Origin of the sequence: Caproiciproducens sp. NJN-50, assembly GCF_004103755.1 — a bacterium.
Classification (GTDB): Bacteria; Bacillota; Clostridia; order Oscillospirales; family Acutalibacteraceae; genus Caproicibacter.
The window spans coordinates 2070952-2096215 of the sequence record NZ_CP035283.1; the positions used below are offsets into that span (position 1 = coordinate 2070952).

The window sequence follows — 25264 nt, forward strand, 5'->3', positions numbered from 1 at the left end:
CTCATGAACCATATGCCAAATGATTTTCAGGACAAATTCGAGCGGCTGACGGCGCGGGTGCTGGACTCCGGCCGCGCCGTCGGGCTTGCGGCCGCGGTTGTCGGCAAGCATGGAGAGCCTCTTTACGAGGGCTTCTTCGGGTATCGCGACCGGGAAAAGATGCTGCCGGTGAACCGAGACACCATCTTCGGCCTGGCCTCGGTTACCAAGTCCTTTACAAGCCTTTCGATGCTTCAGTTGGCGGAAAAGGGAATCGTCCGTCCGGACGACCCCGTCAGCCGCTACATCCCCTCTTTTACCGGAAAAAATCGGACTGAGCCCGTCCGGTTGCGGCACCTCCTCTGCCACAGCGGCGGTTATTTCCCCCTTCCCCGCATCCTGATCGATCGGGTCGCTGAAAAGATCGGTGCCATAGAGGAACGGGACGGGGATTTTGCCTATCTCCGTTCCCTTGCCGACGAGGGGGTCCGGCTGGTGGCGGAACGTTTGGACGCGCAGACCGATTTCATCGGCAGGCCGGGAGAACGGTTCAGCTACTGCAACGACGGCTACGCCCTTCTTTCCGATATCATTCGGACGCAGGGGGACTGCGCATCCTTCGCCGAATACCTTGAGAAGCACATTCTGCAGCCTCTCGGCATGTCGCGGAGCGGCTGCAGTTTTGTCGGACCCGCGCGGGATGAAAACGCAAGCGTCCTTTACAGCTGGCAGGGCGACGGCTCGCTGCGGGCCGACCGCGACTACCATAACAACGCTTTTGTCCTGAACGGCGGCGGAGCGATGAAATCGACGATTGCGGATCTTTCCAAATACATCTGCATGTATCTGAACCACGGTACCGGTTTAAGCGGCGCAAAGATCGCGAGCCGGTACTCGATCCGTGAAATGTGCAAACCGCGTCAGTATGCATCGCCGGAGGCCTACTATTGCTATGGGCTGGAAGAAAGCAGAGTCGGGCCGTTCCTGGCGCATGGGCACGGCGGAAGCCTGCCGGGCGTTTCCTCGCATTTTCTGTGGTCGGACGACGGTGAAGTCGGGGTTGCCGTCCTCTGCAACACGATGGATGTCCCCGTCGGATATCTTGCAAAAGCAGCCCTGAGCATGTATTACGGGGAGGAGCCGGAAGAGCGGAGGATCGAATATCCCGTCCGCCCATGGTCCGGCGAGTGGATCGGAAAGGTCGGCGGGGATTACCGTTCCGGAGAAGGAGACACATTTACCCTTTATGAAAAAGACGGGAGCCTTGGAATGCGCCTGAACGGAAAGGAGCTTTCCGCCGTGCCGGTCAGCCCGGATAAGGCGCTGGTGAGGAAGCCTTTTGGCGATACTTTTCTTCAGATCTTTTCCGACGAAGAGCGCGGGGTCTGGGGCGCCCAATACGGGAGCCGCATTTTCCCCAAACGCGGCTGATCTTTGCCCCGCCGCCGAGAAAAATCGACGGCAAAGGAGGAATAAGCGTGTATTCTGATTTACAGTATCTGACCGTCCCCCTGCCGGAAGACATTCAGAAAATGAAAGGGCACGGGGATTTTGAGCTTTTACAAAAAATAATTGACCGGAGGCTGAAGACGGATCTTCCGCTCGCCCTGAGAAAGAGGCTTGAGTTGGAAAAGGAGATCCTTTTGCGCATCCCGGAGGACTATCCCTATTCCTGGGAGGAAGCGGAGGACATGCTGCGCCGGAACCTGAAAGATTTCCGGAATGGGGAGCTGGAAACCTTTTGGGAGGACAATGCGGCGGAATGGATTTATGTAAACGGCAAAGTCCGTTTCCACAGGCTTTTTCTGGACAATCTGTTTAAGACGCGCCCGGCCTTGGCGGGCCGCAATCTTTTCCCGGAAAGCCAGGCAGGGAGAACAAAAAACTTTCAGCTTCTGGATTCCGTCATCGCAAAAATGAAGAAAAACGGCCGGCTGAATTACTCTTTTCACATTCGAAGCACGATCCGGATCGCGGAAGAGGCACAGAGGATCGGGGAGAAAATCCAGGTTCATCTGCCGATTCCGGTCGAATACGCGCAGGTTGAAAACTTCCATCTCCTCTCCGCCTCTCCGGGCCCTGTGGAAATTGCGCCCAAAGAGTATCCGCAGCGGACCGTCTGCTTTGAAACCGTTCTGAAAAAGGGCATGGAATTTTCCGTCGAATACGAATTTGAAAACCACATGATCTACCGGGAGCTGGATTTCGGAAAAGTGCTGGACGCACAGCCGGCTTTTTACACGGAAGAACTTCTTCCGCACATTCATTTCACCCCTTATCTCCGCTCGCTTGCGGAAGAAATCGTCGGGGAGGAAAAGAATCCGCTGCTCAAAGCGCGTAAAATCTACAATTTTATCACTTCCCGCGTGATGTATTCCTTTGTCCGGAGCTACAGCACCATTGACGACCTTACTTCCTATGCCGCATCCGGGCTCAAGGGGGACTGCGGGATCCAGGCTCTGCTGTTCATCACCCTTTGCCGGATCTCCGGGATCCCGGCCCGTTGGCAGTCAGGCCTGTATGCGACGCCGTACGATGTGGGCAACCATGACTGGGCACAGTTTTATATCGCGCCCTACGGCTGGCTGTTCGCGGATTGCTCGTTCGGCGGGACCGCCTTCCGAAACGGGGCGCCGGAACGCCGTGAATTCTATTTTGGTCATCTGGACCCGTTCCGAATCCCCGCAGCCTCAGAATTTCAGCATGAGTTTTCCATGCCGACCGGACATTTTCGCAGCGACCCATACGATAATCAGGACGGCGAGGTCGCCTATGCCGGCGGGCACCTGCGCAGCGGGCAATTTACAACGGTCCACGAGGCATTGGAAATCAGAGAGATTCTCTAATCGCCGGTCAGATGTCCCGGTGAGCCGGAACATCTCCGCTTGTCGAAGGGCCCATCCGACGCGCAAGCAAAGGATGGGTCCCCTCTGAAACTTACAACTCCGGACTACTATGCCAGGCTGCAAAAAGCTTAAGCTATGGACAGAAAAAATCCTTCCTGTTTTTAAGGCTGCGGTCGACCAACCTCAGCCTTAAAACAGGAAGGATTTTTAGCATATTAGCATAAAAGAAAAAGACATCGAAACAAACATGCGGAATAAAAGCAAAAGCCGGAGCCCATCCGTGCTGGTAAGCATTTATTATGGCGCAGTTCTCCGAAAAATAAATTTATTACCGTAAAGAGGAAATAAGCGACTTTGATTATGGGCAGTAGCCCAGCAGGCAGGAGATTCTTCCCGCTGTTTTCTTGACCTCGGCGATCATCATTTCGCGTTCCTTTTTCATCCGGTAGTTAGGGCCGGCTATGCTGACCGCCGCAATAACCTTCTGGTCCAGGCCATAAACCGGCGCGCCGAAGCACATAAGGCCGGCCTCAATCTCGCCGTTGTCCATGGCATAACCGTCGAGTTTCGCGCGGATCAGCTGTTCGCGCAGCTGATTTGGGTCCGTAATGGTCTTCGGGGTCATAGGTTTGACCGCAGTAATCCAATCATAATATTCGTTGAGATATTCTTCACTCTGCGCGGCCAGCATAACCTTCCCGGAACTGGAAGCGTAAGCGGGCTCCCGGCTGCCGATCTTGGTGGTGCATGCCACGGAACGATGCGTTTCGACGATATCCAGATAGACGATATCATGACCTAAAAGAATGCTCAAGTTAATGGTTTCTTCCACTGTGGCAGAGAGACGCTCCAGTTCGGGGCGGGCAATGCTCCGCAGATCAGACTGTCCCAAAATGGCACTGGAGAGCAGGAGAAGCCTGGGGCCGACATGGTAGCTTTTTCGGACCGGGTCCTGCTCCAGATACTGGCGCTCCATCAGCGTGGAAATCTGGCGGAAAACGGTCGTTGTCGGCATATGCAATGTATCGACCAGAGCCTTGAGCGTCCACTCGGTTTTATTATCCATGAAACATTCCAAAACTTGCAGCGCACGTAAAATGCTGGATACTTTCTCTCTTGCCATAAGCAACAACCCTTCATTAGGATATTACAAAATTCTCAGGATGACGATATTTTACCGTTTGTATATGCTCGCAGTAAAGAACCAGTTCGCCTTTCTCCTTGAACACCTCGTAGCTTGCCCGGTATACACCCATGTCCTTATATTTCGGCGTTTTCTCAAGATCGGTTTTTATCGTATAGATAGTGTCGCCGATAAATACCGGTTTTATAAAACGCAGTTGGTCGTAACCATAGCTGAAAGCGTTCACGCAGTTGGTGGCCACCAGTCCCAGGCCAAGGCTGAACACCATGGCGCCCGCCACAAGCCGGCGGCCGAAGATGCCTTCGTTTTTTGCGAACAGTTCGTCAGCCACATACGGGTGGTAGTCCATGACCATACCATTGAAAAGCATGCATTCGCCTTCGCTGATGGTGCGGCGGATGGAACGGATCCGTCTGCCGATCTTTATGTCCTCAAAAAACCAGTTTTCCGCATTCCAGATCGGAATTTCCTTATGCTTCGACGCGTCCGGGTTTGGATTTTCCATATTCCTGTTTCTCCTTTTATTGTTTTGTCAGCCCGGTTCATTATGGCCATTCTATATGGAAAATTAGAATTCAAACGCTATTAAAGTTATCGTAGGTTTTCATTTCTTCAATAAAGAAATAATATCATATTTTTACATTATTGTTAAGATATCTTTCTCAGAACTTTAATAATTTTACTTTCGGGAATCATACTCATAAAAGCCTTTGCCGGTCTTTCTACCAAGTTCATTCGCATAGACCATCCTCCGCAGAAGGGGGCACGGGCGGTATTTGTCTTCCCCAAGCTCTTTCTGCAATACTTCCATAATAGAGAGACACACGTCCAACCCGATAATATCTCCTAGAGCCAATGGACCGATCGGATAGGAAGCTGCAAGTTTCAGCATGGAATCGATATTCTCACGTGTGGCGACACCCTCCATCAAAAGGTAAGCCGCCTCGTTGATCTGGGGGATCACCAGCCTGTTGAAAACGAACCCGGGCGCCTCCTGGACCTCAATGGCCGTCTTATGGATGGAAGTTACGATATCCTGGACCGTCCGGACCGTTTCCGGTGCTGTCTTTCGCGCCACGGCAATCTCAATGACCGGCATCATGGCCGGCGGATAAAAAAAGTGCATGCCGCACACGCGCTCCGGCGCAGCAATGGACGACGCGATTGCGCTGATGCTGATACTGGATGTGTTGGTGGCAAAAACCGTGTCTTTGCGGCAGATCCCTTCCAGCTTCCGCATCATCTCCTGTTTGACCGAAAGAGTTTCGGCAACGCTTTCCACGATCAGATCAACATCTTTCAGATCTTCGAGGTTTGTCGTGATCCGGATTCTGTCCAGCGTCTCGTTCCTTTTTTCTTCCGTCAGTTTTCCTTTTTTAACGAGGGATGCAAGAATACTGACAATATAGTCGTATCCTTCCCGAACACCGGCTTCCCGCCTTGCGTAAAACACGACGGAAAAACCGTTCTGAGCAAAAGCCTGCGCGATTCCGCGCCCCATTGTTCCGGCGCCCACCACGCCGATGGTTTGAACTGCCATCCTCTCTTCTCCTCTTTCCTTAGCGCATGGCTAAAGTTACGGTGCATTTCGCCGCCAGTTTTTCATCCAGGTAGAGTTCCGCATTACAGGAAACAACCGCTTTTTCAGCGTTCTCCCTTGCGACATTCACCTTGGCCGTCACATGACTGCCGGGGACGATTTTCTGATAAAATCTCGCCCCATCAACACCGGCAAGCAAAGGAGTCTTTCCCTTATATCTCTCCGCGGTCATCAGCATAATATCGGCTGCCTGAGCCATGCATTCCACGGACAGAACGCCCGGAAAGACCGGATTCCCCGGGAAATGGCCTTGAAAAATTTCCCATGCCGGGTCTATATACAGGGTTGCTTCAATGCTTTCCATCGGGGCGAGGGTCAATACTTCATTAATCATCAGCATGGGACTGCGATGAGGCAGCACGCTCATAACAGATTCCTGATTCATTACCGGATCTTTTTCCAGCATTTTTCCATCTTCTTTCCCTGAAACGGTTCGGGAAAACCGGCCCTCCAGTCTCGGCAGGGAGCCGGGTTCCCCTCATCGCCATTTCAATTATTTTTCTTCCGACAGCTTCACATAGGTTTCATAACGTTCTCTCGCGTCCGCCGCCGCTTTTTTGTAAAGTTCCCTTGCTCTTTCCGGGAAAGAATACTCAAGTGCCGCGAACCGTCTCTCTGAACGGAGGAATTCCAGGAAATCACCCGTAGGTGCTTTGGAGTCCATCGTAAACGGATTTTTTCCTTCTTCCTTCAACAGCGGATTGTAACGGTAAAGCTGCCAATATCCCGCTTCCACGGCGCGCTTCATTTCAATCTGGCTGTTAGACATCCCCTTGGGGATTCCATGAATGATGCAGGGGCAGTAACAAATCACCAGAGACGGGCCGGGATACGCCTCCGCTTCCCGAATCGCTTTCAAGGTCTGGGCCGGATCATAGCCCATCGCGACCTGCGCGACGTAGACATAGCCGTAGCTCATGGCGATTCTGCCCAGGTCCTTCTTTTTGACGCGTTTGCCGGAGGCCGCGAACTTCGCGATTGCCGCCGTGCTGGTGGACTTGGAAGACTGTCCGCCCGTATTGGAGTACACTTCCGTATCCATGACCAGCAGATTGATGTCGCGTCCGGAGGCCAGAACATGATCGACTCCTCCGAAACCGATGTCATACGCCCAGCCGTCGCCGCCGAAAGCCCAAACGCTTTTTTTCGTTAAAAATTCCCTATTGTTGAAAATATACTCCAGCGCCTGCTTCTGCGCGCCGTCCTGCGGCCGGCATTTTTCCAATGCCGCAGTCATCACATTGGAAACTTCTCTGGTCTTTGCGGAATCTTCTTTGTTTTCCAGATAATCTCCGCATTCCTTCACGGCAATACCGGCATCCATCAGCTCCGCCGCCTTCAGCGCCAGCTCCTGATGAACAGCTTCGTGTCCGTTCAGATAGCCGAACGCGAATTCCGCGTTATCCTCAAACAGGGACTGTTCCCATGCGGGGCCGCGGCCCTTTTGATCCGTGCAGTACGGCGTTGCCGGAAGGGCGCCGCCGTATGCCGAGGAGCAGCCGGAAGCGTTGGCCACATACATATGGTCGCCGAACAGTTGCGTAACAAGCTTGATGTATGGGGTTTCCGCACAGCCGGAGCAGGCGGCGGAAAACTCGAAGTACGGTTTGGCAAACTGGCTGGATTTTACGGTTCTGTCGTTGAACGCATCTTTTTTCAAAGACACCTTTTCGATGCCGAATTCCCAGTTTTCATGTTCCGGCAATTGGGATTCCGTCAGCTTCATCTCCAAAGCGCCCTTGGCGGGGCAGTTGTTCACACAGCTCGCGCAGCCCATGCAGTCGTAAGGAGAAACCTGCATACGGTACTGATATTGTTCGAGCCCCGCGCCCTTGGCCTGAACCGTGACAAAACCTTTGGGAGCGTTCTCCAGTTCTTCCGCCGTTGCAAGAACAGGCCGGATTGCCGCATGAGGACAAATGAAGGAGCAGCGGTTGCACTGAATGCAGGCCTCCGGATGCCATTCCACAACTTCCACGGCCGCGGCGCGCTTTTCCCATTGCGTCGTCCCATTGGGCCAGGTGCCATCGAAGCAGCCGAATTTTTTAAACGTGGAAAGCGGAAGCGAATCGCCTTCCTGACGGTTCATGGGAACCACGATTTCCCTGATAAAGTCCGGCATTGCGGGCTCCGCTTTCTTTTCTTCCTCCGCATGGAGCCATGCTTCCGGAATCGCAATCTGCTTGATGCGGACAATGCCCGCGTCCACCGCCGCACAGTTCATATCCACGACCTTCTGCCCGGCTTTCGCGTAATAGGTATTATGAATTCCCTTCTTCATATCCCTGACCGCGACATCAATGGGAATGATGTCGGCCAGTTTGAAAAAGGCTGCCTGCAGGACCGTATTGGTCCGGTTGGCCAATCCGATTTCCCTTGCGATTCCGGTCGCGTCAATGGTATAAAACCGGGCGTTTTTTTGGGCGAGTTCCCTCTTCATTTTCGCGGGAATGTGACTCTCCAACTGCTGTTCCTCCCACGGACAGTTCAAAAGGAAAACGCCGTTCGGCTTCAGGTCCTTGACGATTTCATATTTATTCAGATAGGAGGGATCATGCACCGCAACAAAATCCGCATGCCCGACAAGATATGGAGCGCGGATCGGCGTATCGCCGAAGCGCAGATGGGACTGCGTCAGGCCGCCGGACTTTTTGGCGTCATAGGCGAAATACGCCTGACTGTAAAGATCGGTGTTCATGCCGATGATTTTAATGGAGTTCTTGTTCGCTCCCACCGTGCCGTCGCCGCCGATTCCCCACAGCTTGCAGCTGGTCACGCCCTGCTGGTTCAGGTTGATTTCCTCGTAAGGAAGGGAGGTGAACGTAATATCGTCCTCAATGCCGATGGTGAAATTGTTTTTCGGTTCGTCCTTCGTCAGGTTATCGTACACCGCCACAATCTGGCCGGGAGTGGTGTCTTTCGAGGCGAGGCCGTAGCGGCCGCCCACGATTTCGATCCGGCGGTCCGAGTCCGCAAGCACGCCTTTCACGTCGAGGTACAGCGGCTCACCGTTCGCACCCGGTTCCTTTGTGCGGTCCAGAACGGCAATTTTGCGCACCGTAGCAGGCAGCGCTTTCAGAAAATGCTTTGCGGAGAACGGGCGGTACAGATGGACCGCGATCATGCCGGTTTTTCTGCCTTGCGCGTTCAGATAGTCCACCGTGTCCTTGATGGTATCCGTCACGGAACACATCGCGATGACGACTTCCGTCGCCTCCGGGTCGCCGTAATAGTCGAACAGGCCATAGCTGCGTCCGGTCAGGCGATTGATTTCATCCATGTAGCCCTGAACAGTGTCGGGGATCGCGTCATAATGCTCGTTGCAGCCTTCTCTGCACTGGAAAAAGATATCCTGGTTGGCGGAGGTCCCCCTGGTGGACGGATGCTCCGGATTCAGGGAGTTTTTGCGGAAAGCCTGCAGTTGATCGTAATCAACCAGAGGCCGCAGGTCCTCATAATCGAGAGCGTCGATTTTCTGCATTTCATGAGAAGTACGGAATCCGTCGAAGAAATGCAGAAAAGGATGCCGGGCCTTGATGGCGGACAGGTGAGCGACAGCGCCCATGTCCATCGCTTCCTGTGGGTTCGCGGAGGCAAGCATGGCAAACCCGATCATGCGGCAGGCCATTACGTCCGAATGATCGCCGAAGATGGAAAGCGCGTGCATGGAGATTGTTCTTGCGGAAACATGAAAGACGCCGGGAAGAAACTCGCCCGCTATTTTGAACATGGGAGGAATCATCAGCAGCAGACCCTGCGCCGCGGTATAAGTGGTCGTCAGGGCGCCGGACTGGAGAGAGCCGTGCGCCGTACCGGCTGCCCCCGCCTCGGACTGCATCTGGATGACGTTTACCGTGTTGCCAAACAGATTCTTTTTGCCGTTGGCTGCCCATTCATCAACAATTTCAGCCATTTGGGAGGAAGGAGTGATGGGATAAATACTGGCTACTTCCGTAAAAGCATACGAGACATACGCAGCCGCTGTATTTCCGTCCATCACGACAGTTTTTTTACTCATATTTTCACCTCAAATAAATTTCTTTCTCAGTTCACTTGGCGGCTTTAGCGGCGCGGACTGCTTCAATCAGCATCGGCGCGACCTGGAACAGGTCGCCGGAAATCCCGTAATCCGCCACTTCAAAGATAGGCGCGGAGGCATTTTGGTTGACGGCAATGATGCACTCGGAATCCTGCATGCCTGCTTTGTGCTGGATTGCGCCGGAGATGCCCAGCGCAACATAAACCTTCGGATGCACCGTTTTTCCCGTCTGCCCCACCTGATGGTCCTGGGACAGCCATCCGGAATCGACGGCCGCGCGGGACCCTCCTACTACTCCGCCCAGTTCGGCGGCAAGCTCCTCCGCCAGCTTGATTCCGCACGGAACATCTTTTGCGATGCCGCGACCCACGGAAACGACGTAATCCGCGCCGATCAGGTCCACCAGCTTTTTGGCGGCCTTTACAACCTCCAGGACCTCGGTATGAAGATCCTCCCTCTCGAGCTTTACCGCCGGTTTTACAATTTCACAGTGGTCCGCCCCGTTTTGATCGAATGGAGCTTTTTTCATGACTCCGGGACGGACCGTCGCCATGGCGGGACGGAAGCGCGGGCAGATAATGGTTGCCATCAGATGTCCGCCGAAGGCGGGGCGGGTCATCTTCAGGTTCCGGTCTTCGGCGTCCAGCTTCATGCCGTCCACATCCAGCGTGGAAGCAGACCGCAGAAAATCCAGATATTGAGAAACATCGACGTCCAAATGAGTACAGTCGGCGCACAAGCCGGTGTGAAGACGGGCGGAACAGCGCGGTGCCAGGTCGCGCCCGATGGTTGTGGCTCCAAAGAGCATGACCTCCGGCTTAAATTCCATTATCATATCGCAGATCACTTTGGAGTAACCGTCGGTGGTGTATTCTTTCAGGCAGGAAGATTCGCAGACGAACACCCGGTCGGCCCCATAGCCGCCCAGCTCACCGGCAATTCCCTCCACTTGATCCCCAAGCAGCAGTCCGCACAGTTGGACGCCCAATTCATCCGCCAGTTTACGGCCTTCGGAAATCAGCTCAAAATCAGTGGACATCAGCTTCCCCCGGCGCTGTTCGCAGAATACCCATACATCTTTGAAAGCGGCAAGATCGCTGCTTTGAAACGTAGACATGGTTGCTTTTCTCCCTTCCATCAGATGAAATGCCTGCTTGCAAGGATTCCGGCCAGTTTTTCGCAGCTCTTCCTGTCGGCGCCCTCCAACATGACGCCCGCGCTTCTTCGGGGCGGCGTAAAGGATTTAAAGATATTGGTGGGAGAGCCTTTGAGTCCGATGGTAGTCGGATCGATCAGGGGATCATCCTTCAGCGTTTCGTAATCATAAACCGACATCGGTTTACCGTACGCTTCAAAGATGCCGCGCGCGCTCAAATAGCGCGGTTCGTTCAGCTCTTTGATGCAGGTCAGGAGGCAGGGGGTCTGAACCCGGACCGTCATGTAACCGTCCTCCAGCATTCGCCGGCAGGTGACAGTACTGTCTGATTTATGAATTTCAGAGACATAGGTCACCTGAGGCAGATTCAGCTTTTCGGCAACCTGGGGTCCCACCTGCGCGGTATCACCGTCAATCGCCTGCCGGCCGCACAGGACGATATCATCCTTTTCCACCCCGAGGTGCTTTACCGCCGCAGCGAGAATCTGAGCCGTTGCGAAGGTGTCGGACCCCCCGAACTCACGGGATGAAACCAGTACTCCGTCGTCGGCGCCCATGGCCATAAGCTCCCGGAGCATTTCAGCCGCGGGCGGCGGCCCCATCGTGACGGCCGTTACCCGGCAGCCGGTTTCGTCCTTCAGCTTCAGGGCGGCCTCCATCGCGGTTTTGTCGTCCGGATTGATAATAGACTGCATGGAAGCGCGGTTCAGGGTTCCGTCCGGATTGACGGCCACTGCTCCGGAGGTATCCGGGACCTGCTTCACGCATACAATAATTTTCATCGTAGTATCCTTTCTGTCTTCTGCGGATCGGATCATCCTGTCCTGTTTTCGGAACACACGCCGGTTACAAAATAGCCGGCAGATCCCGCCTGTCTTTCTGCCCTTTGCTACGGTCAGGGTTTTTTCACGGCAGACGGCCTTCTTTTTCCTGATTGCCGAAAATCTGATCTTTCAGCAGTTTCTCCGCCTTTGTCAGCAGTTCAGACTCCCCCACACAGGGGCTCCCGTTCAGATAGTATCCTCGGATATGGACGGCCCTCGGGTCCATCGACTCATCCACGCATCCGGTCTCACACCCGTTGACGATCAGGGACGCCTGAGCGGGGGCCTGCCGATAAGGAATGACCTTCACCTGCAAATCCCGGGCAATTTTCCTGACCAGTTCTGAGGATTCAATGACCGGATTGCAGTTGCCGCACATTTTTACTTCCAACAGGAGGAACTGTTCCATTATTGCGCGGTCCAGCCCCCGTCCACCGAGTAAACAGAGCCTGTCACATAAGAAGCTTCGTCGGAAGCCAGGTAGAGCACCGTGCCCGCGACTTCCTTCGCTTCAGCGTATCGTCTCAGCGGAGTTTTGGCAAAAATCTTCTCCCGAATGACGTCCGTGTTCAGCATCTTGCCATTGAGAGCCGTAATCACGTAGCCGGGCGCAACGGCGTTTACCTGGATGTTGTACCTGGCCCATTCCAGCGCGAGACCCTTCGTCATTTGAAGGACTCCGCCTTTACTTGACAGATAGGGCAAAATCCCCTTGTCGCCCACCAGTCCGAACATTGATGCAACATTGATCACTTTGCCGGCCTTTCGCTCGATCATGGTTTTGCCGACCGCCTGACTCAGGAAGAATACGCCCTTTAAATTCGTATTCAGGACCTTATCCCAATCCTCTTCCGTCAGTTCGACCGCAGGCTTTGTTACGGCCACACCGGCATTGTTGACCAAAACGTCGATTCTTCCAAATTCTCTCACGGTGTCGGAAACCAGCGTTTCAATCGAAGAAAGCTTTGTGACGTCGCAGCTGTGAGCATAAGTCCGCACCCCGAACCTTTGGGATAAATCCGCGGAAACAGCTTCGCATTCCGCCTGATTTCTGCTGACAATCACAACATCCGCGCCGTTCTGCGCAAAGGCTTCCGCAATTCCAGCGCCGATCCCCTTGGTGGCGCCGGTCACCAATACGATTTTTCCTTTCGATTCAAACATCTTTTTTCTCCTTCTGTTCTTCCTCAATGCCGGCCAGACGCTGCGCCAGTTTTTTCTTCCGCTCCAAATTCGCCTGGCGGGTCAGCATCACGCGCTGTGCCTGCGGAGAGCCCGCTCCGTGCATGCTCTCGACCAAAGCCGTACCCCCGGTCATGTTTTCCAGCAAGCGAAGCATCCTGTAGCGGTCTTCCACGGAAACATCCTTCGCGGTCTTTAAGTACTTCTTTACGTAGGGTCCGAGTTTCGGATCGTTGAAATCAACCTCGCTGGGCATGGTCGCCAGAATTCCTCCCGCAATGTCGTGGGACAGCCGCGCAATCTCATAAATAAAGCGCGTCACGTTCTGCTTGCTCGTATTTGCCAGCAGCGGATTGACATAGTAGGAGCCGCAGGGCAGTTTGCTGCCGTCCGCCGAACAGGCCAGCGAGCAGGCGTAGAGAGTTTCCGTCAAGTGGATCATTTCCACTTCCTTGTCCCGGATGTGCGCGGCTTTGGCCGTTCCGCTGTAATCGGCCAGACTGGCCGCGGCGCCCACCATGATATCCGCCAGCCCGCCTTTGCAGCCGCCGTAATTCTGGCGATGGTAGGAAGCAAACCTCTCCACAAGGCTGCCTGAGAATTCCGTTTCACCGCACATGAACACGCGCTTCCACGGGACAAACACATCTTCCAGCACCGTCAGGCATTCTCCTCCGACCACACCGTAGTTGACATTTCCCTGGTCCATCACGTCAAATTTTCTGCCGTCGTTGGTCTGCCGCCCGAAAATGTGGAAAACGCCTTTCGCACCCACGGGAACCGCACAGGCGACCGCGTAGTCTTTTTCCTCCGGTTTTAATGAAACCGTGGGCATAATCAGCATTTCAAAGGAATTCACCATTCCGGTCATGTGCATTTTCGCCCCGCGGATGACGATTCCTTTGTCGTTCTTTTCCACAACATGGACATACATATCGGGATCATCCTGCTGGCTGGGCGAACGGCTGCGGTCCCCTTTCGGGTCCGTCATCGCACCGGCAATCATCAGGTCCTCTTTTTGAATGTACTTCAGAAACTCCCTGAAACGGGCATGGTAATCGGTCCCGCATTTCTGGTCAATATCGTATGTAACGGAATACGTCGCGTTCAAAGCGTCCATCCCGACGCAGCGCTGATAGCAGGAACCCGTCCGCTGCGAGATTGCACGCAGCATCTTGACTTTTTTAATCAGATCGTCCGTGCTCTGATGGATATGTGTAAACCGGTTGATTTTTTCGCCGGTCAAATGAGAGGTGGCGGTCAGCAGATCTTCATACTCCATTTCATGGGCCATGTCGTAAGTGGTCGCGGCAGCATTGATATGCGGCTGAACCAAAGGATGCCCTACCACGCAGTCGATTTTTTCTCCCTTAAAGTAGACGGTCGGATGGAGTTTTTTCAGAGCCTCCATATATTCGGCGCCTGTTTTCATAGTGCTTTATTCCTTTCTCTTCATTAGCCTTACCGGACGGTTTTTTTATAAAATATTATTCGAAATCACAATCCGCTGGATTTCGGAAGTTCCTTCGTAAATTTCAGTGATTTTCGCATCCCGCATCATGCGTTCAACGGGATAGTCCCTGGTGTAGCCGTAGCCGCCCAGCATCTGGACCGCCTGAGTCGTGACCTTCATCGCCGTTTCGGAGGCCGACAGTTTTGCCATCGCCGCCTCTTTGACATAGGGCAGGCCCTCCATTTTGTTCGCCGCGGCGTGATACATGAGAAGCCTTGCCGACGAGATGGCGACTTCCATATCGGCCAGCTTGAACTGCGTGTTCTGGAAATTGGAAATCGGCTTGCCGAACTGCGTCCTGACCTTCGTGTAGGCAACAGCTTCCGCCATCGCGGCCTCCGCGATGCCCAACGCCTGGGCGGCAATGCCGATTCGGCCCCCGTTCAGAGCCGTCATGGCAATTTTAAAGCCCTTTCCCAAAGATCCCAGCAGATTTTCCTTTGGAATCACACAGTCTGTAAAAACAATTTCCGCAGTGGGAGAGCCGTGCAGTCCCATCTTTTCTTCATGCTTCCCCACGGAGAAGCCCGGAAAATCTTTTTCGACGAGAAAAGCGGAAATTCCCTTTGTTCCCTTCGAAGGGTCCGTCATGGCGAATACCACAAAAAGATCCGCAACATAGCCGTTGGTAATAAAGACCTTGGAACCGTTCATCACCCAGTGGTCTCCATCCGGGAAACAGGTCGTGGTCCCTTTGGAGGCGTCCGATCCGGCGTTCGGCTCCGTCAGCGCAAACGCACCCAGATGTCCGGACGCCAGCATGGGAAGATATTTGGCTTTCTGCTCCCCGGTGCCAAACTGAATAATCGGTCCGCAGCACAACCCATTATGCGTTGCCATAATGTCGGCGGTGCTTGCACAGGCTTTTGCAACCTCTTCAATCGCCAGCGCGGAAGACAGATCGTCCGCCCCGGCTCCCCCGTACTCCTTCGGGATATTCAGACCCAAATAGCCGTAATGGAACAGCTTTTGAATCGTTTCAGCCGGGTATTCACAGGTTCGGTCCGTTTCGGCGGCGATGGGCTTGATTTCGTTTTCTGAAAATTCCCGAATCGCCTTCCGGAGCAGCGACTGCTCTTTGGTCAAGGTAAAATTCATTTGTAAACCTCCACAGCTTCGATGAGAGGGACCGGGCGCGGCATCACTGGTTTTTCATCTGGCAAAGCAGCAGATGATCCGCGACCAGGCACAGCTCTTTTTTCTGGTTGTAAACCTGAACATTCTCCACGACAAATCCCTTGTCCTGATGCTTGGGACTGGGGTATTTATTCTTTATCACCACTTTTGTTGTAAGGGTGTCGTTAATAAATACCGGACGGATAAAGCGCAGCTTATCATACCCATAAGAAAAAGCGACAGGATTGATGACGGAAGCGGTCAGGCCCACACCGATGCTGAACACAAGGGTTCCGTGCGCGATCCGCTGCCCGAATTCCGTTGTCTTGCACCATTCCGCGTCCATATGGTGCGGAAAAAAGTCTCCCGTCTGGCCCGCGTGAAGGACAATATCCGCCTCCGTGACCGTCCTGCCGGTTGTTTCTCTTTCCGCGCCAATCTTATAATCCTCATAATAGATTTCTTTTGTCATAAAAATCAGCCTCGATTCTTGATTATCTTTATCACCATATTTTTATTGACATCAGATCCAAAACGGATCAGGGTAAATCCGGATCATGTTCATCCAGCCTTGGCGAACCCTTGGAGCATTTGTATTTCTCTCCGTCGATTCGGATCGGGCAGCGCAGCGTTTCGATTTTCGTCCCGTTTGACCGGACTACCTCCTGTGTCATATCCAAAGTCTGAAACTCTTCCGTCTTCATCAAACGGTCCCAGTCCATCACATCGGAACACCAGATATCGGCCGGTTCCAGTACAGCCAACCACTCCTCCGTATTTCCGCTCAGAAGATGTTCGGCCAAAATCATCTTTATCTCGTCCCGTTTGCTGCTCCATTCCCTTTTATCCGTATACCCTTTGAGTTCATCGCACTTTAAAAGCTCTGCCAGGGTGGGAATGGAACCCATCGCCAAAGCCAGGTATCCGTTTTTGGTTCGATAGATTCCATAGGGAGCCGCAATAAACGGACTGGCGTTGTTGATCCCGCTCCGCACCGGCAGCTCATGCCCATCGTTCAGGAAGGTGGTCAGTCCTTCAAATTGAAGATCCAGCGCGGATTCCAGCAGACTGACCTCCACGTAAGCGCCGCGTCCCGTCACTCCCCTGCGGACCAGGCCGGCCATCACCCCCTGAATCAGATGTTCGCCCGCCAGGATATCCGCAACGCTGAGTCCCACCGGCAAAGGCGGCTGGTCCGCGTTCCCGTTCTGATACGCGATCCCGGACACCGCCTGAACCAGCAGATCCTGCCCCGGCCTTCCGACCCAGGGTCCTTTTTTCCCATATCCGGTCACTTCCCCGTATACCAAAGCGGGATTGATCTTTTTTACCGATTCATAATCGACTCCCAGGCGTTCCGCCACTCCGGGGCGAAAATTGATCAGCATGACATCGGCCCGGCTCAAGAGCTCATCCAGCCTGCCCCGGTCCGAGGGATCTTTCAGGTCGATCACCAGACTCTCTTTATTCCTGTTCTCCGTGTGAAACAAAGAATTCTCGCCGTCAAGATACAAATTGGAGAGCGCCATTTTGCGGCTGAGGTCGCCCCCGTTCGGATTTTCGATCTTGACCACCCTCGCGCCGAGATCCGCCAAACGGAGGCCTGCGTAAGGTCCCGCCAAAAGCTGGCTGAAATCCAGAACCAGCATTCCTTCCAGTGGTTTCAAATCCGCCTCTCCTCCTCACCTTTCAAGTGAAAATCCGAGATGATCTTCTCATTGTCCTCGCCCAGTTTCGGGGCCCATTTTTCTGACTTCAGCATCTTCCCGTCAACGCGGATCGGGCACCGGGTCGTCAGGAGTCCGGGCTGGCCGGGGCGGTGCACGTCCTGCACAAAATCAAGGACGCGGAATGCTTCATGACTCGTCATCTGTTCCCAGTTCATGACCTCCGAAGCCCAGTATCCGGCCTTCTCCAGGAGTGACATCCAATGTCCGGTCTCCTCCTGTTTCAGGTGTTCCTGAAGGACTTTTTTAATCTCATCGCGCTTTGTGAACCAGACCTCTGGATCCGTATATTCCGTCAGACGCCTGCAGCCCAGGATCTCCCCCAGGCGGACCACGGACCCCATGGTAAGCGCGAGATATCCGTTCTTTGTCTCATAGATTCCATACGGGGCGCCGAGCGCAGCGTGTGCATTGTTAAAACCGGATCGTTCCGGCATCCGGCGGCCGTTGTTCAAATAAACGGTCACGGCTTCGACCTCAAATGAAAGGATCGATTCCAGCAGGGAAATCTCAACATTTCCGCCCTCCCCCGTTTTTGCGCGGCGGATCAGGCAGGCCAGAATTCCCTGAACCAGATGGGCACCGGACACGGTGTCTACGATCGACACCGCGAACGGCATGGGCGGCTGGTCCGCATTCCCATTCAGATAAGCCAGTCCCGAAAGAGACTGAATGAGCAGATCCTGCCCCGGTTTCTTTTTCCACGGTCCTTCTGTTCCGTATCCCGTGACCGAAGCGTAGACGATCCGCCGATTGATTTTCCTGGCGTTTTCGTAATCCAGGCCGAATTTCTCCATCACGCCGGGACGGAAGTTTTCGATTAAAACATCCGCCTTGGCGATAAGTTTTTTTACCATTTCCCGGTCGCCGGCATCCTTCAGGTTGGCAGCAAAACTTTCTTTATTTCTGTTGATCGTGTAAAAGTTGACGCTGTCTCCATCCGCATACAGATTATTCAAAGAAAGCTGCCGGGCATTGTCCCCCGTTTTGGGGTTCTCCACTTTGATGACGCGGGCGCCAAGATCCGCCAGCCGCAGAGCCGCGCTGGGCCCTGCGAGGTATTGGCTGAAATCCAGCACAACCGTCCCCTCTAATGGTTTCATTCCATCCTCCTTGATTCATTGATGCACGCGGTCGGCATAATACAGTTGATTAAAATGTTCTGCGATTATTCGCGGAGATTTCTTTTCTTTGATTTGACGATGCAGATCGGCGGATTCCTCTTCCTGGAAGTCGTTCCATCGCGCTATTTTCGGCCTTACAAACGATGTTTCAAGCGTTTTGAAGGTATTTTTGAAGAAGCCGCGCGTCATTTGATTGTTTTTTTCATCCAGCCAGGCTGATTTTGCCGCCGGCTGCCCGTCCGCTTCGGTATAAATTCCCTTCTGTACCTCGGCAGAAGCGAGGTACTTGGCAAAAGCGACAGCGCTTTCCGTTTTTTCCGGTGCAATCTGTCCGGAAACAGAGATCCCTACCCCGCCCATCTGCGTGGAAACCTCCGCGTTTTCCCAAAGCAGGGGGGCGTCCCAAAACTCAAGCGGATGCCGCCGGAACCCGTCCCGGGAATAATTCGTATATCCGTAGAGATAGGGAGTGTAAACGATTTTCCCCTCTGACGACATGGCATCCAAAAGCTGAATCGGATTCATCTCAAAAGAATCGGGATGGGAAACGGATGCGAGAAGGTAAAGCAGCTCCGCGGCCTTCTCGCCAGCAGCCGGGTTAATTCCTTTCCGGAGATCAAAATAATTTTCTCCGCGCTGCTGGGCGACAAAGCTCAGGTAGATACTGAAGATATCCGTCGCGGACATTGCCGTGCCGATCCAGAAATCACCCAGCCAATTTTTCAGGTCGAGAACGTCCTGAAACGTGCGCGGCAGCGGCAGACCCTTTTTCCTGAAAAACTCCATATTTGCCGCCGCCACCTGTGTGGCCGCGTCCACCGGAAGCGCCTGGTAAAATCCGTCCACACAGTAACAGCTCAGGCTCTGTCCGATCCTCTCGCGCTCCAGCGTTTCCAGAAAAGCCGGTTCCAGATACTCGTTCAGCACCAGAAGAATTTTCTCCTGCAGTGCCTCGGCCATAAAGGGGTGGTCAACCATGATCAGATCGTACTTCTCCGCCAGCCTGCTCACGGGAAAATCACCGAAGTCCTTCAGACTGCGCCTGGTCCAGGTAATTGCAACCCCGGAATGCGCGCTGCAAAACCGTTCCGTCACCGGGATCAGTGGATTGTAGCCTCTCTCATGGTCCCAAGTGATTCCTCTGAGTTCCATTGTTTTTTTCACCTTGCTCTTTTCCATTTTGGTTTATCCCCCTGTCGGGGGGGGATTTCATCAGTAGATCAGGTCGACCAGTCCTGTCGTCAGAATCGGGATGAAGGTCATGAGCAGCAGTTCTCCCAGCAAAGTGACATAGAACGGGATACTCTCCTTGATAAACGTCTTCAGCGGACATTTTGTTTCGTTGCACACCACAAACATCAGCGTTCCCATCGGGGGAGTCAGGGACCCGATCGCCATATTGAAGATAAAGACCATGGCAAACTGGATCGCGTTGATCCCATAGCTCAGGGCAATCGGATACAGCAGAGGGACCAGAATAATCATGGCCGCGTTGCCTTCGATGAACATTCCGACAAACAGCAGGAAAAGGTTGCACAGAATCAGGAATACATATTTGCTGCTGGTCGCCTGAAGCATCATGTTCGTCAGGGACTGCGGAATCTGCTCCTTGGTCAGGATCCAGGACAGGGCGGACGCCGCACCGATAATCAGCATGATGCTGGTCGTGGAAATGACCGTTTCCTTCACTCCGTCTTTAATGGTTTTCCAATCCAGCTCTTTATAAATCAGACCCAGAATGACGGAATAGATCACCGCGACAGAACCCGCTTCCGTGGCGGTAAAAACTCCGAGCCGGATCCCGCCGATGATAATGACCGGCAGGCATAGCGGAAGGACCGCCTCTTTCAGGACAGGAAGCACTTCCTTGCTCTTTAAACGCTGCTGACGGCTCGGCATATAGCCTCTTCGCCTGGAAATGACCGATACCGTTACCATCTCGCCCAGGCAAAGCATCAGGCCCACGCCAATACCGGAAACAAACAGCTTTCCGATGGAGAGGTCGGCGAGGGATCCGAACAGAATCATCGCGATTCCCGGGGGAATCAGCGGTGTGATCATCGCGGAAGCGGCGGTAACCACGGAGGAAAACTCTTTCGACATTCCCTTCTCTTCCATGGCAGGCACCAAAATCTTGGCTTCCATCGCGGCGTCGGCAAGGCTGGAGCCGGACAGTCCGCCCATCAAAGTGGAGAGCAGGACATTTACCTGCGCAAGACCGCCGTACAGGCGTCCCGTTAGGACGTCACAAAGAGCCATGATGCGCCGCGTCACTCCGGAATAATTCATAAACACGCCCGCGCAGACGAAAAACGGAACCGCCAGAAGCGAAGAGCTTTGCACGCTTGAAACTACGCGCTGCGCCAATATCATCGAGTTGACGCCCGGATTGAGAAAAAAGTAAACCGCGCTTCCCGCGATCACGGAAAGATAGACGGGAACTTTTAAGAACAGCAGCACCAGCATGAGAATCAGTGCGATCGTGATTTGTACGCTCATAGCTTTTCCTCATCCTCTCTCTTGCGTTTTGCAAGACGCCCGCTGATTTCCGTAAAAAGAAGGCTGACAATCATCAGGAAACACCCCAGCGGAACGGCAACATACGCAAAACTGTAAGGAATGCGCAGCAGAGTTGTGAGTTTGCCGGTCGACATCAGCTGCAAATAATAAATGCCGCTTTGGAGAAACAGGTAAATAAGGATCAGAAGTTCAAGAAAAACATCAATGAATTCGACCGCCCGTTTGGCTTTTTTCGGCAGGGAATCCACCACGATTTCAATGGCAATGTGTCCGCCGGTGCGAAACGCGGCACCTGCCGCCAGAAAAATTACCCAGACAAACATGATCATCTGCATCTCTTCCATCCAAGTGATGGGGTCACGGAATACGTATCGCCTGATCACGCCTGCAAACGTCAGAATAATCAGCGCTACGGCCGTAATTCCAGACACCGTGATGTCCAAGTTCCCCAGAATCTTCAACACACGTTTTTTCATTTCGTTAAGCCACCCTCATTTCATACATAATTGCAAACCCTTGCAATCGCCATTTCCTCCAGTCCCAGAATCTCCGACTTCGTCCGCTTGCCGTCCGCCGTTTCCACAACCGTCCGAAGCAGCCGTTCGGCGAATTCGCCCATGCGCTCCGGCTGAGTGAGAAGCACGCTTACATCGCAGTCGATGTTATCCTCCATGCAGTGGTATGTATCCTGATTCGCCGTGATCTTAATCACAGGGACAATAGGATTTCCGGTGGGTGTTCCCCGCCCTGTGGAAAACACCACAAGCTGTGCGCCGCCGGCCGCCATCCCGGCGACGGACGAAGGATCGTTCCCCGGCGTGTCCATAATGACCAGGCCCTTCCGGCTCATCGGTTTTGCATAGTCGTAGACTTCTTCAATCGGCCGGTGGCCGCCTTTATGAATGCAGCCCAGGGATTTTTCCTCCAGCGTGGTCAGCCCGCCCGCCATGTTTCCGGGAGAAGGATTTCCTTCGCGCACATCCTCACCGACCAGCTTCAAAGCGTTTTCATACCGATGCACAATGTCATAAATGCGATCCTTCACCACCGGGGTCCGGGCACGGCGTGCAAGAATGTGTTCCGCGCCGATAAACTCCGTCGTTTCGGAAAGAACCGCCGTCGCTCCCAAATCGACCAGCCGGTCACACATTTCTCCAATCAGCGGATTGGACACCAGACCACTGGTCTGGTCGGATCCTCCGCATTCCGTCGCAACAACCAGTTCCGAAACCGGGATGGGGATTCTCTGCTGCATGGAGGCTTCCGCCACCATTGCTCTGGCGGCTCTGGAGGCCTTTTCCACCGTAGTGATGGTTCCGTGATTTTCCTGTATCACAAAACGCTCCAACGGTTTGTTCGTTCTTTTCCGGATTTCCTCCGTAACCAGGTCCATCTGGCATGTTTCACATCCCAGCGAAATGACGACGGTACCGTAAACATTCGGGTTGGCGGCCATCCCGGCCATCACGTCCATCGTCAGCTGCATATCGCTCGGTACCTGCGAACAGCCGTTTTGATTGTGAAACGTTACGGTCCCCTCAACCTGCTGAGCAACGATTCCGGCTGTGTCTGAAGCGCAAATGCTGGCAGGAAGAATCAGGACTTTGTTTCGGACTCCTGCTTTGCCATCCGGTCTCCGATATCCCAGAAATTCCAATTTTCCTTACCTCCTTCTTACAGCGCTTCCCGCCGACTCTGCACATTTTGAAGATGAACGTGTACTCCCGCTTCGATCTCCTCTGCCGCAACGCCGATGTGTTCGCCGTACTTTACGATCGCGTCGCCTTTTCCGATTTTGCAGACCGATATTTTATGATAACGTGGAACGTCGCTTTTTGCTTTTATGCTTAACTGAATCGCCCCGTTCCTGCAAAACACCTCCTGCCCCTCTTTTACGCTGTCCAATACAACCGCCACATTATCCTTTGGGTCAATTAAAACTGCGACCAATGCAGCCACCTCAAATTCAAAATCCGTATTTCGGAATTAAATTCCGCTGATAATAAAAAATACTTCTCACACAAAATCACAAGAATTGCCCGGTTCCTGGGGTACCATGTATCTTCCGTTCACAACCTGCGCCGGATATTTAAAATATTCACGCAGATGGGGAATGTATTCCAGGAAGAGACTTGGATGGCCTACGCTGATGTGGTTAAAGAGCACCATATGCTGATGAATCTGCCCCATATCGCCCACGTGGGGAATCACCGGAACATGATACTTTCTGGATAACAGGCTGATCAGGATAAATTCGGAGATCCCGCCGACTCTCACCGCGTCCACCTGATTAAAGCTCATCGCATTCGCCTGCAAAAAGTTCTTGAACATCACTTTATTGGGGACATGCTCGCCCAGTGCGATGCGGGTTGGATAAATCGCTCTGGCTAAAGTCTGGTGGCCGAGAACATCATCCGGGTCCGTCGGCTCTTCGACCCAGTAGGGATCGATTTCTTTCAGCCTTCCAATGATCCGGACGGCCTCCGTCAGCGTCCATTGCTGATTCGCATCCAGCATGATCGTGGCCTTCGTTCCCGCAACCCTGCGGATCAGCGCCGCGCGCCGGATGTCCCTTTCCGGGTCTTTGGAACCAACCTTGAGCTTCATGGCGGTGAAGCCTTTTTCAATCGCTTTTTTTGTGTTTTCAACCACGATCTCATCCGAATAGTTAAACCATCCCACCGAGGTATCGTAGCCGGAATACCCTGTCGAAAGAACTTTTTTGCGCTCTTCTTTTCCCTCTTCCGCCGTTTTCAGGATCTGCAGCGCGTCCCCGGCCGTCATCGCGTCTTCCATATAGCGAAAATCCAGAAGCCGGATCACTTCTTCGGGGGTCAGGTCCGTCAGCAGTTTCCAAAGCGGGACACCCTGGGATTTTGCCCAGAGATCAAAGCAGGCATTGGTGATGCTTGCCAAGGCAAGATGAACCACGCCCTTATGGGGTCCCAGCCAGCGATAACAGGGTGAGTCGGCAAGTTCGGCAAACACCTTGCCAAATTCGCTCATCAGTTCATGAATCTCTTTCCCTGCCAGAGATTCCGAGAGATATTGGATCGCCCTGCAGACCAGGTCGTTTCCGTTCCCTAAAGTAAAGGCAATTCCGATCCCTTCCATATTTTTTTCAGTTTTCAGTTTGCATACGGCGTAAGCGTATTGCGGGACGGTATGTACTGCGTCCGACCCGGCGCCGTCTTCCAGCAGAAAGCGCTTATCTTCGACTTCTATGCCCGTTATGACAACATTGCTCATAAATTTCCAACTTTCCTTTTCGATAGGAGGGCTGGAGCAGGACTGGAGTGACAGCGCGGCCTGCTCCACCCTGTGGATATCAAGAAATACTAGAAGAGATAAGCCGAATTATTTAACCAAACCCTGGATGTAACCATAGAGATCGTTGCGCCAGTCTTTCGTAATGGTGGAATCCTTGTACAGCGCTGCGGAAGCTTCCTCAAACTTGGCCCGCTCCGCGTCGCTGAGATCAATGATCGTGACGCCTTTATCCTTCATTTTGTTCATGTAATCCTCTGTGCCGTTGGTCTGCAGGTCATTATTTTTCAGGCCAGCCTGATCGCCCGTCTCAGCCAGAATCTGCTGCTGTTCTTTTGTAAGGCCGTCAAACCATTTTTCGCTGCAGATCCACTGCGCAAACATTTCAACGTGCTTCGTCATGGTGATGTATTTTGCCACTTCATAATAGGCGCCGCCGTACAGGGTGGTAAAAGTATTTTCAAGCCCGTCGATCGTTCCCTGCTGAAGTGCAGTGTAAACGTCTCCGATTGCCATCGCCGTAGGCGCGGCACCCATCAACTGGAACGCTTTCATGTAGGAAGGAGTATTCGGCGTGCGAAGGATCAGGCCTTTCATGTCGCCAATGGTTTTCACCGGCTTCGTCGTCATGATGTTTCTCTCGCCAAAAATCCAGTTGGTGGTGACAATATGAACGCCCTTTTGTGCAAGCAGATCCGCCTGCTGGCTCCACCAGTCCGTCTTAATCAGTTTCCAGCACTGGTCAAAATTCTGGAAAACATAGGGAGCGGAAACAATGGCCAACTCCGGAGCGCCGTATTCCGCCAGAAAGGACCCGTCGCAAATGGTAATGATCGGTTCCCCCATGACGATCTGATCAATCAGGTCTGTTTTGGACCCCAACTGGCTGGAGGGGAACAGTTTAATTTCCATGGTCCCGTTGCTTTTTTCCGCAATCAGCTTCTGCCATTCTTTCGCTGCGGCATCCACCGGCTCACCGGGGTTGTTTTCATAGGCCACCTGAATCACCACTTTGTCTTTGCTGCCGGCAGAATTCGCGGCGGCGTTCGATGCGCCGCTGCTCGACGCACCGGAGGTGCCGGATGGCGAACCGCAGGCCCCCAGCGTCAGAGTCATCGCAGCTGCCAGTACAATCGCAAGTGCTCTTTTCATTTTCCTCTTACTTTTCATTACAAACTCTCCTTTGTACTTATTTCCTCAGAGCGGAAATTAATTCCAGAATAGTTG

At 53.4% G+C, this 25264-nt stretch carries 23 protein-coding genes; 2 read left to right on the forward strand and 21 right to left on the reverse strand.

Annotated features, from left to right (window positions below; all coding sequences use genetic code 11):
- Window positions 1–3 precede the first annotated feature (3 nt).
- Together EQM14_RS09965 and EQM14_RS09970 are read left to right on the forward strand one after the other, a co-directional pair.
- Window positions 4–1410, forward strand: coding sequence for a serine hydrolase domain-containing protein (locus tag EQM14_RS09965; protein ID WP_128742789.1), 1407 nt, complete (start codon window positions 4–6; stop codon window positions 1408–1410).
- A 47-nt stretch (window positions 1411–1457) separates the two neighbouring features.
- Window positions 1458–2825, forward strand: coding sequence for a transglutaminase-like domain-containing protein (locus EQM14_RS09970; RefSeq protein WP_128742790.1), 1368 nt, complete (start codon window positions 1458–1460; stop codon window positions 2823–2825).
- 358 nt (window positions 2826–3183) lie between these two features.
- Here the strand turns inward: EQM14_RS09970 and EQM14_RS09975 are convergent, their stop codons facing one another.
- The 21 genes from EQM14_RS09975 to EQM14_RS10075 all read right to left on the reverse strand — a co-directional run bounded on the left by EQM14_RS09975 (window position 3184) and on the right by EQM14_RS10075 (window position 25207).
- Window positions 3184–3948, reverse strand: coding sequence for an IclR family transcriptional regulator (locus EQM14_RS09975; protein ID WP_128742791.1), 765 nt, complete (start codon window positions 3946–3948; stop codon window positions 3184–3186).
- Window positions 3949–3964: 16 nt separating this feature from the next.
- Window positions 3965–4474, reverse strand: coding sequence for a MaoC family dehydratase (locus tag EQM14_RS09980; protein ID WP_128742792.1), 510 nt, complete (start codon window positions 4472–4474; stop codon window positions 3965–3967).
- Window positions 4475–4648: 174 nt separating this feature from the next.
- On the reverse strand, window positions 4649–5509 hold the full coding sequence (locus EQM14_RS09985) for a 3-hydroxyacyl-CoA dehydrogenase family protein (protein WP_128742793.1): 861 nt from the start codon (window positions 5507–5509) through the stop codon (window positions 4649–4651).
- 19 nt (window positions 5510–5528) lie between these two features.
- On the reverse strand, window positions 5529–5975 hold the full coding sequence (gene fabZ, locus EQM14_RS09990; RefSeq protein WP_128742794.1) for a 3-hydroxyacyl-ACP dehydratase FabZ: 447 nt from the start codon (window positions 5973–5975) through the stop codon (window positions 5529–5531).
- A gap of 87 nt (window positions 5976–6062) precedes the next feature.
- A complete protein-coding gene (gene nifJ / locus EQM14_RS09995; RefSeq protein ID WP_128742795.1) occupies window positions 6063–9587 on the reverse strand; it encodes a pyruvate:ferredoxin (flavodoxin) oxidoreductase in 3525 nt (1174 codons plus the stop codon).
- A 31-nt stretch (window positions 9588–9618) separates the two neighbouring features.
- Window positions 9619–10725: an acryloyl-CoA reductase electron transfer subunit beta gene (gene acrA / locus EQM14_RS10000; protein ID WP_128742796.1), complete on the reverse strand. Its 1107-nt coding sequence runs from the start codon at window positions 10723–10725 to the stop codon at window positions 9619–9621.
- A gap of 20 nt (window positions 10726–10745) precedes the next feature.
- Window positions 10746–11546, reverse strand: a complete 801-nt coding sequence (gene acrB / locus EQM14_RS10005) for an acryloyl-CoA reductase electron transfer subunit gamma (protein ID WP_128742797.1) — start codon at window positions 11544–11546, stop codon at window positions 10746–10748.
- Window positions 11547–11670: 124 nt separating this feature from the next.
- A complete protein-coding gene (locus EQM14_RS10010) occupies window positions 11671–11997 on the reverse strand; it encodes a hypothetical protein (protein ID WP_128742798.1) in 327 nt (108 codons plus the stop codon).
- Window positions 11997–12752, reverse strand: coding sequence for an SDR family NAD(P)-dependent oxidoreductase (locus tag EQM14_RS10015; RefSeq protein WP_128742799.1), 756 nt, complete (start codon window positions 12750–12752; stop codon window positions 11997–11999). Before EQM14_RS10015 ends, EQM14_RS10010 begins: the two co-directional genes overlap by 1 nt.
- A complete protein-coding gene (locus EQM14_RS10020; RefSeq protein ID WP_128742800.1) occupies window positions 12745–14202 on the reverse strand; it encodes a 4-hydroxyphenylacetate 3-hydroxylase family protein in 1458 nt (485 codons plus the stop codon). Before EQM14_RS10020 ends, EQM14_RS10015 begins: the two co-directional genes overlap by 8 nt.
- A 45-nt stretch (window positions 14203–14247) precedes the next feature.
- Window positions 14248–15381 carry an acyl-CoA dehydrogenase gene (locus EQM14_RS10025; RefSeq protein ID WP_128742801.1) on the reverse strand — a complete coding sequence of 378 codons (1134 nt, stop codon included), beginning with the start codon at window positions 15379–15381 and terminating at the stop codon, window positions 14248–14250.
- Between the two features lie 43 nt (window positions 15382–15424).
- Window positions 15425–15871, reverse strand: a complete 447-nt coding sequence (locus EQM14_RS10030; RefSeq protein ID WP_128742802.1) for a MaoC family dehydratase — start codon at window positions 15869–15871, stop codon at window positions 15425–15427.
- 67 nt (window positions 15872–15938) lie between these two features.
- Window positions 15939–17066 (reverse strand): CaiB/BaiF CoA transferase family protein, encoded by a 1128-nt coding sequence (locus EQM14_RS10035; protein ID WP_128742803.1) that lies wholly within the window; start codon window positions 17064–17066, stop codon window positions 15939–15941.
- Window positions 17063–18229: a CaiB/BaiF CoA transferase family protein gene (locus EQM14_RS10040; RefSeq protein ID WP_128742804.1), complete on the reverse strand. Its 1167-nt coding sequence runs from the start codon at window positions 18227–18229 to the stop codon at window positions 17063–17065. The genes EQM14_RS10035 and EQM14_RS10040 overlap by 4 nt, the downstream gene beginning before the upstream one ends.
- Before the next feature lie 15 nt (window positions 18230–18244).
- Window positions 18245–19429 (reverse strand): ABC transporter substrate-binding protein, encoded by a 1185-nt coding sequence (locus tag EQM14_RS10045; RefSeq protein WP_128742805.1) that lies wholly within the window; start codon window positions 19427–19429, stop codon window positions 18245–18247.
- A 33-nt stretch (window positions 19430–19462) separates the two neighbouring features.
- Entirely contained in the window at window positions 19463–20749 is a 1287-nt protein-coding gene (locus EQM14_RS10050) for a TRAP transporter large permease (protein WP_128742806.1), read from the reverse strand.
- A complete protein-coding gene (locus EQM14_RS10055; RefSeq protein ID WP_128742807.1) occupies window positions 20746–21246 on the reverse strand; it encodes a TRAP transporter small permease in 501 nt (166 codons plus the stop codon). Before EQM14_RS10055 ends, EQM14_RS10050 begins: the two co-directional genes overlap by 4 nt.
- A gap of 20 nt (window positions 21247–21266) precedes the next feature.
- A complete protein-coding gene (locus EQM14_RS10060; protein WP_128742808.1) occupies window positions 21267–22427 on the reverse strand; it encodes a UxaA family hydrolase in 1161 nt (386 codons plus the stop codon).
- A 17-nt stretch (window positions 22428–22444) separates the two neighbouring features.
- Window positions 22445–22720 (reverse strand): UxaA family hydrolase, encoded by a 276-nt coding sequence (locus EQM14_RS10065; protein WP_164919032.1) that lies wholly within the window; start codon window positions 22718–22720, stop codon window positions 22445–22447.
- A gap of 66 nt (window positions 22721–22786) precedes the next feature.
- Window positions 22787–24019 carry an enolase C-terminal domain-like protein gene (locus tag EQM14_RS10070; RefSeq protein ID WP_128742815.1) on the reverse strand — a complete coding sequence of 411 codons (1233 nt, stop codon included), beginning with the start codon at window positions 24017–24019 and terminating at the stop codon, window positions 22787–22789.
- A gap of 108 nt (window positions 24020–24127) precedes the next feature.
- Window positions 24128–25207, reverse strand: a complete 1080-nt coding sequence (locus EQM14_RS10075; RefSeq protein WP_128742816.1) for a C4-dicarboxylate TRAP transporter substrate-binding protein — start codon at window positions 25205–25207, stop codon at window positions 24128–24130.
- Window positions 25208–25264: the final 57 nt, after the last annotated feature.

Bases quoted from the DNA above. Each gene is read 5' to 3' on its own strand.
- EQM14_RS09965 (WP_128742789.1), top strand. From the start codon at position 4: ATGAACCATATGCCAAATGATTTTCAGGACAAATTCGAGCGGCTGACG.
- EQM14_RS09975 (WP_128742791.1), bottom strand. From the start codon at position 3,948: ATGGCAAGAGAGAAAGTATCCAGCATTTTACGTGCGCTGCAAGTTTTG.
- EQM14_RS09980 (WP_128742792.1), bottom strand. From the start codon at position 4,474: ATGGAAAATCCAAACCCGGACGCGTCGAAGCATAAGGAAATTCCGATC.
- EQM14_RS09985 (WP_128742793.1), bottom strand. From the start codon at position 5,509: ATGGCAGTTCAAACCATCGGCGTGGTGGGCGCCGGAACAATGGGGCGC.
- fabZ (WP_128742794.1), bottom strand. From the start codon at position 5,975: ATGCTGGAAAAAGATCCGGTAATGAATCAGGAATCTGTTATGAGCGTG.
- nifJ (WP_128742795.1), bottom strand. From the start codon at position 9,587: ATGAGTAAAAAAACTGTCGTGATGGACGGAAATACAGCGGCTGCGTAT.
- acrA (WP_128742796.1), bottom strand. From the start codon at position 10,725: ATGTCTACGTTTCAAAGCAGCGATCTTGCCGCTTTCAAAGATGTATGG.
- acrB (WP_128742797.1), bottom strand. From the start codon at position 11,546: ATGAAAATTATTGTATGCGTGAAGCAGGTCCCGGATACCTCCGGAGCA.
- EQM14_RS10010 (WP_128742798.1), bottom strand. From the start codon at position 11,997: ATGGAACAGTTCCTCCTGTTGGAAGTAAAAATGTGCGGCAACTGCAAT.
- EQM14_RS10015 (WP_128742799.1), bottom strand. From the start codon at position 12,752: ATGTTTGAATCGAAAGGAAAAATCGTATTGGTGACCGGCGCCACCAAG.
- EQM14_RS10020 (WP_128742800.1), bottom strand. From the start codon at position 14,202: ATGAAAACAGGCGCCGAATATATGGAGGCTCTGAAAAAACTCCATCCG.
- EQM14_RS10025 (WP_128742801.1), bottom strand. From the start codon at position 15,381: ATGAATTTTACCTTGACCAAAGAGCAGTCGCTGCTCCGGAAGGCGATT.
- EQM14_RS10030 (WP_128742802.1), bottom strand. From the start codon at position 15,871: ATGACAAAAGAAATCTATTATGAGGATTATAAGATTGGCGCGGAAAGA.
- EQM14_RS10040 (WP_128742804.1), bottom strand. From the start codon at position 18,229: ATGAAACCATTAGAGGGGACGGTTGTGCTGGATTTCAGCCAATACCTC.
- EQM14_RS10045 (WP_128742805.1), bottom strand. From the start codon at position 19,429: ATGGAAAAGAGCAAGGTGAAAAAAACAATGGAACTCAGAGGAATCACT.
- EQM14_RS10050 (WP_128742806.1), bottom strand. From the start codon at position 20,749: ATGAGCGTACAAATCACGATCGCACTGATTCTCATGCTGGTGCTGCTG.
- EQM14_RS10055 (WP_128742807.1), bottom strand. From the start codon at position 21,246: ATGAAAAAACGTGTGTTGAAGATTCTGGGGAACTTGGACATCACGGTG.
- EQM14_RS10070 (WP_128742815.1), bottom strand. From the start codon at position 24,019: ATGAGCAATGTTGTCATAACGGGCATAGAAGTCGAAGATAAGCGCTTT.
- EQM14_RS10075 (WP_128742816.1), bottom strand. From the start codon at position 25,207: ATGAAAAGTAAGAGGAAAATGAAAAGAGCACTTGCGATTGTACTGGCA.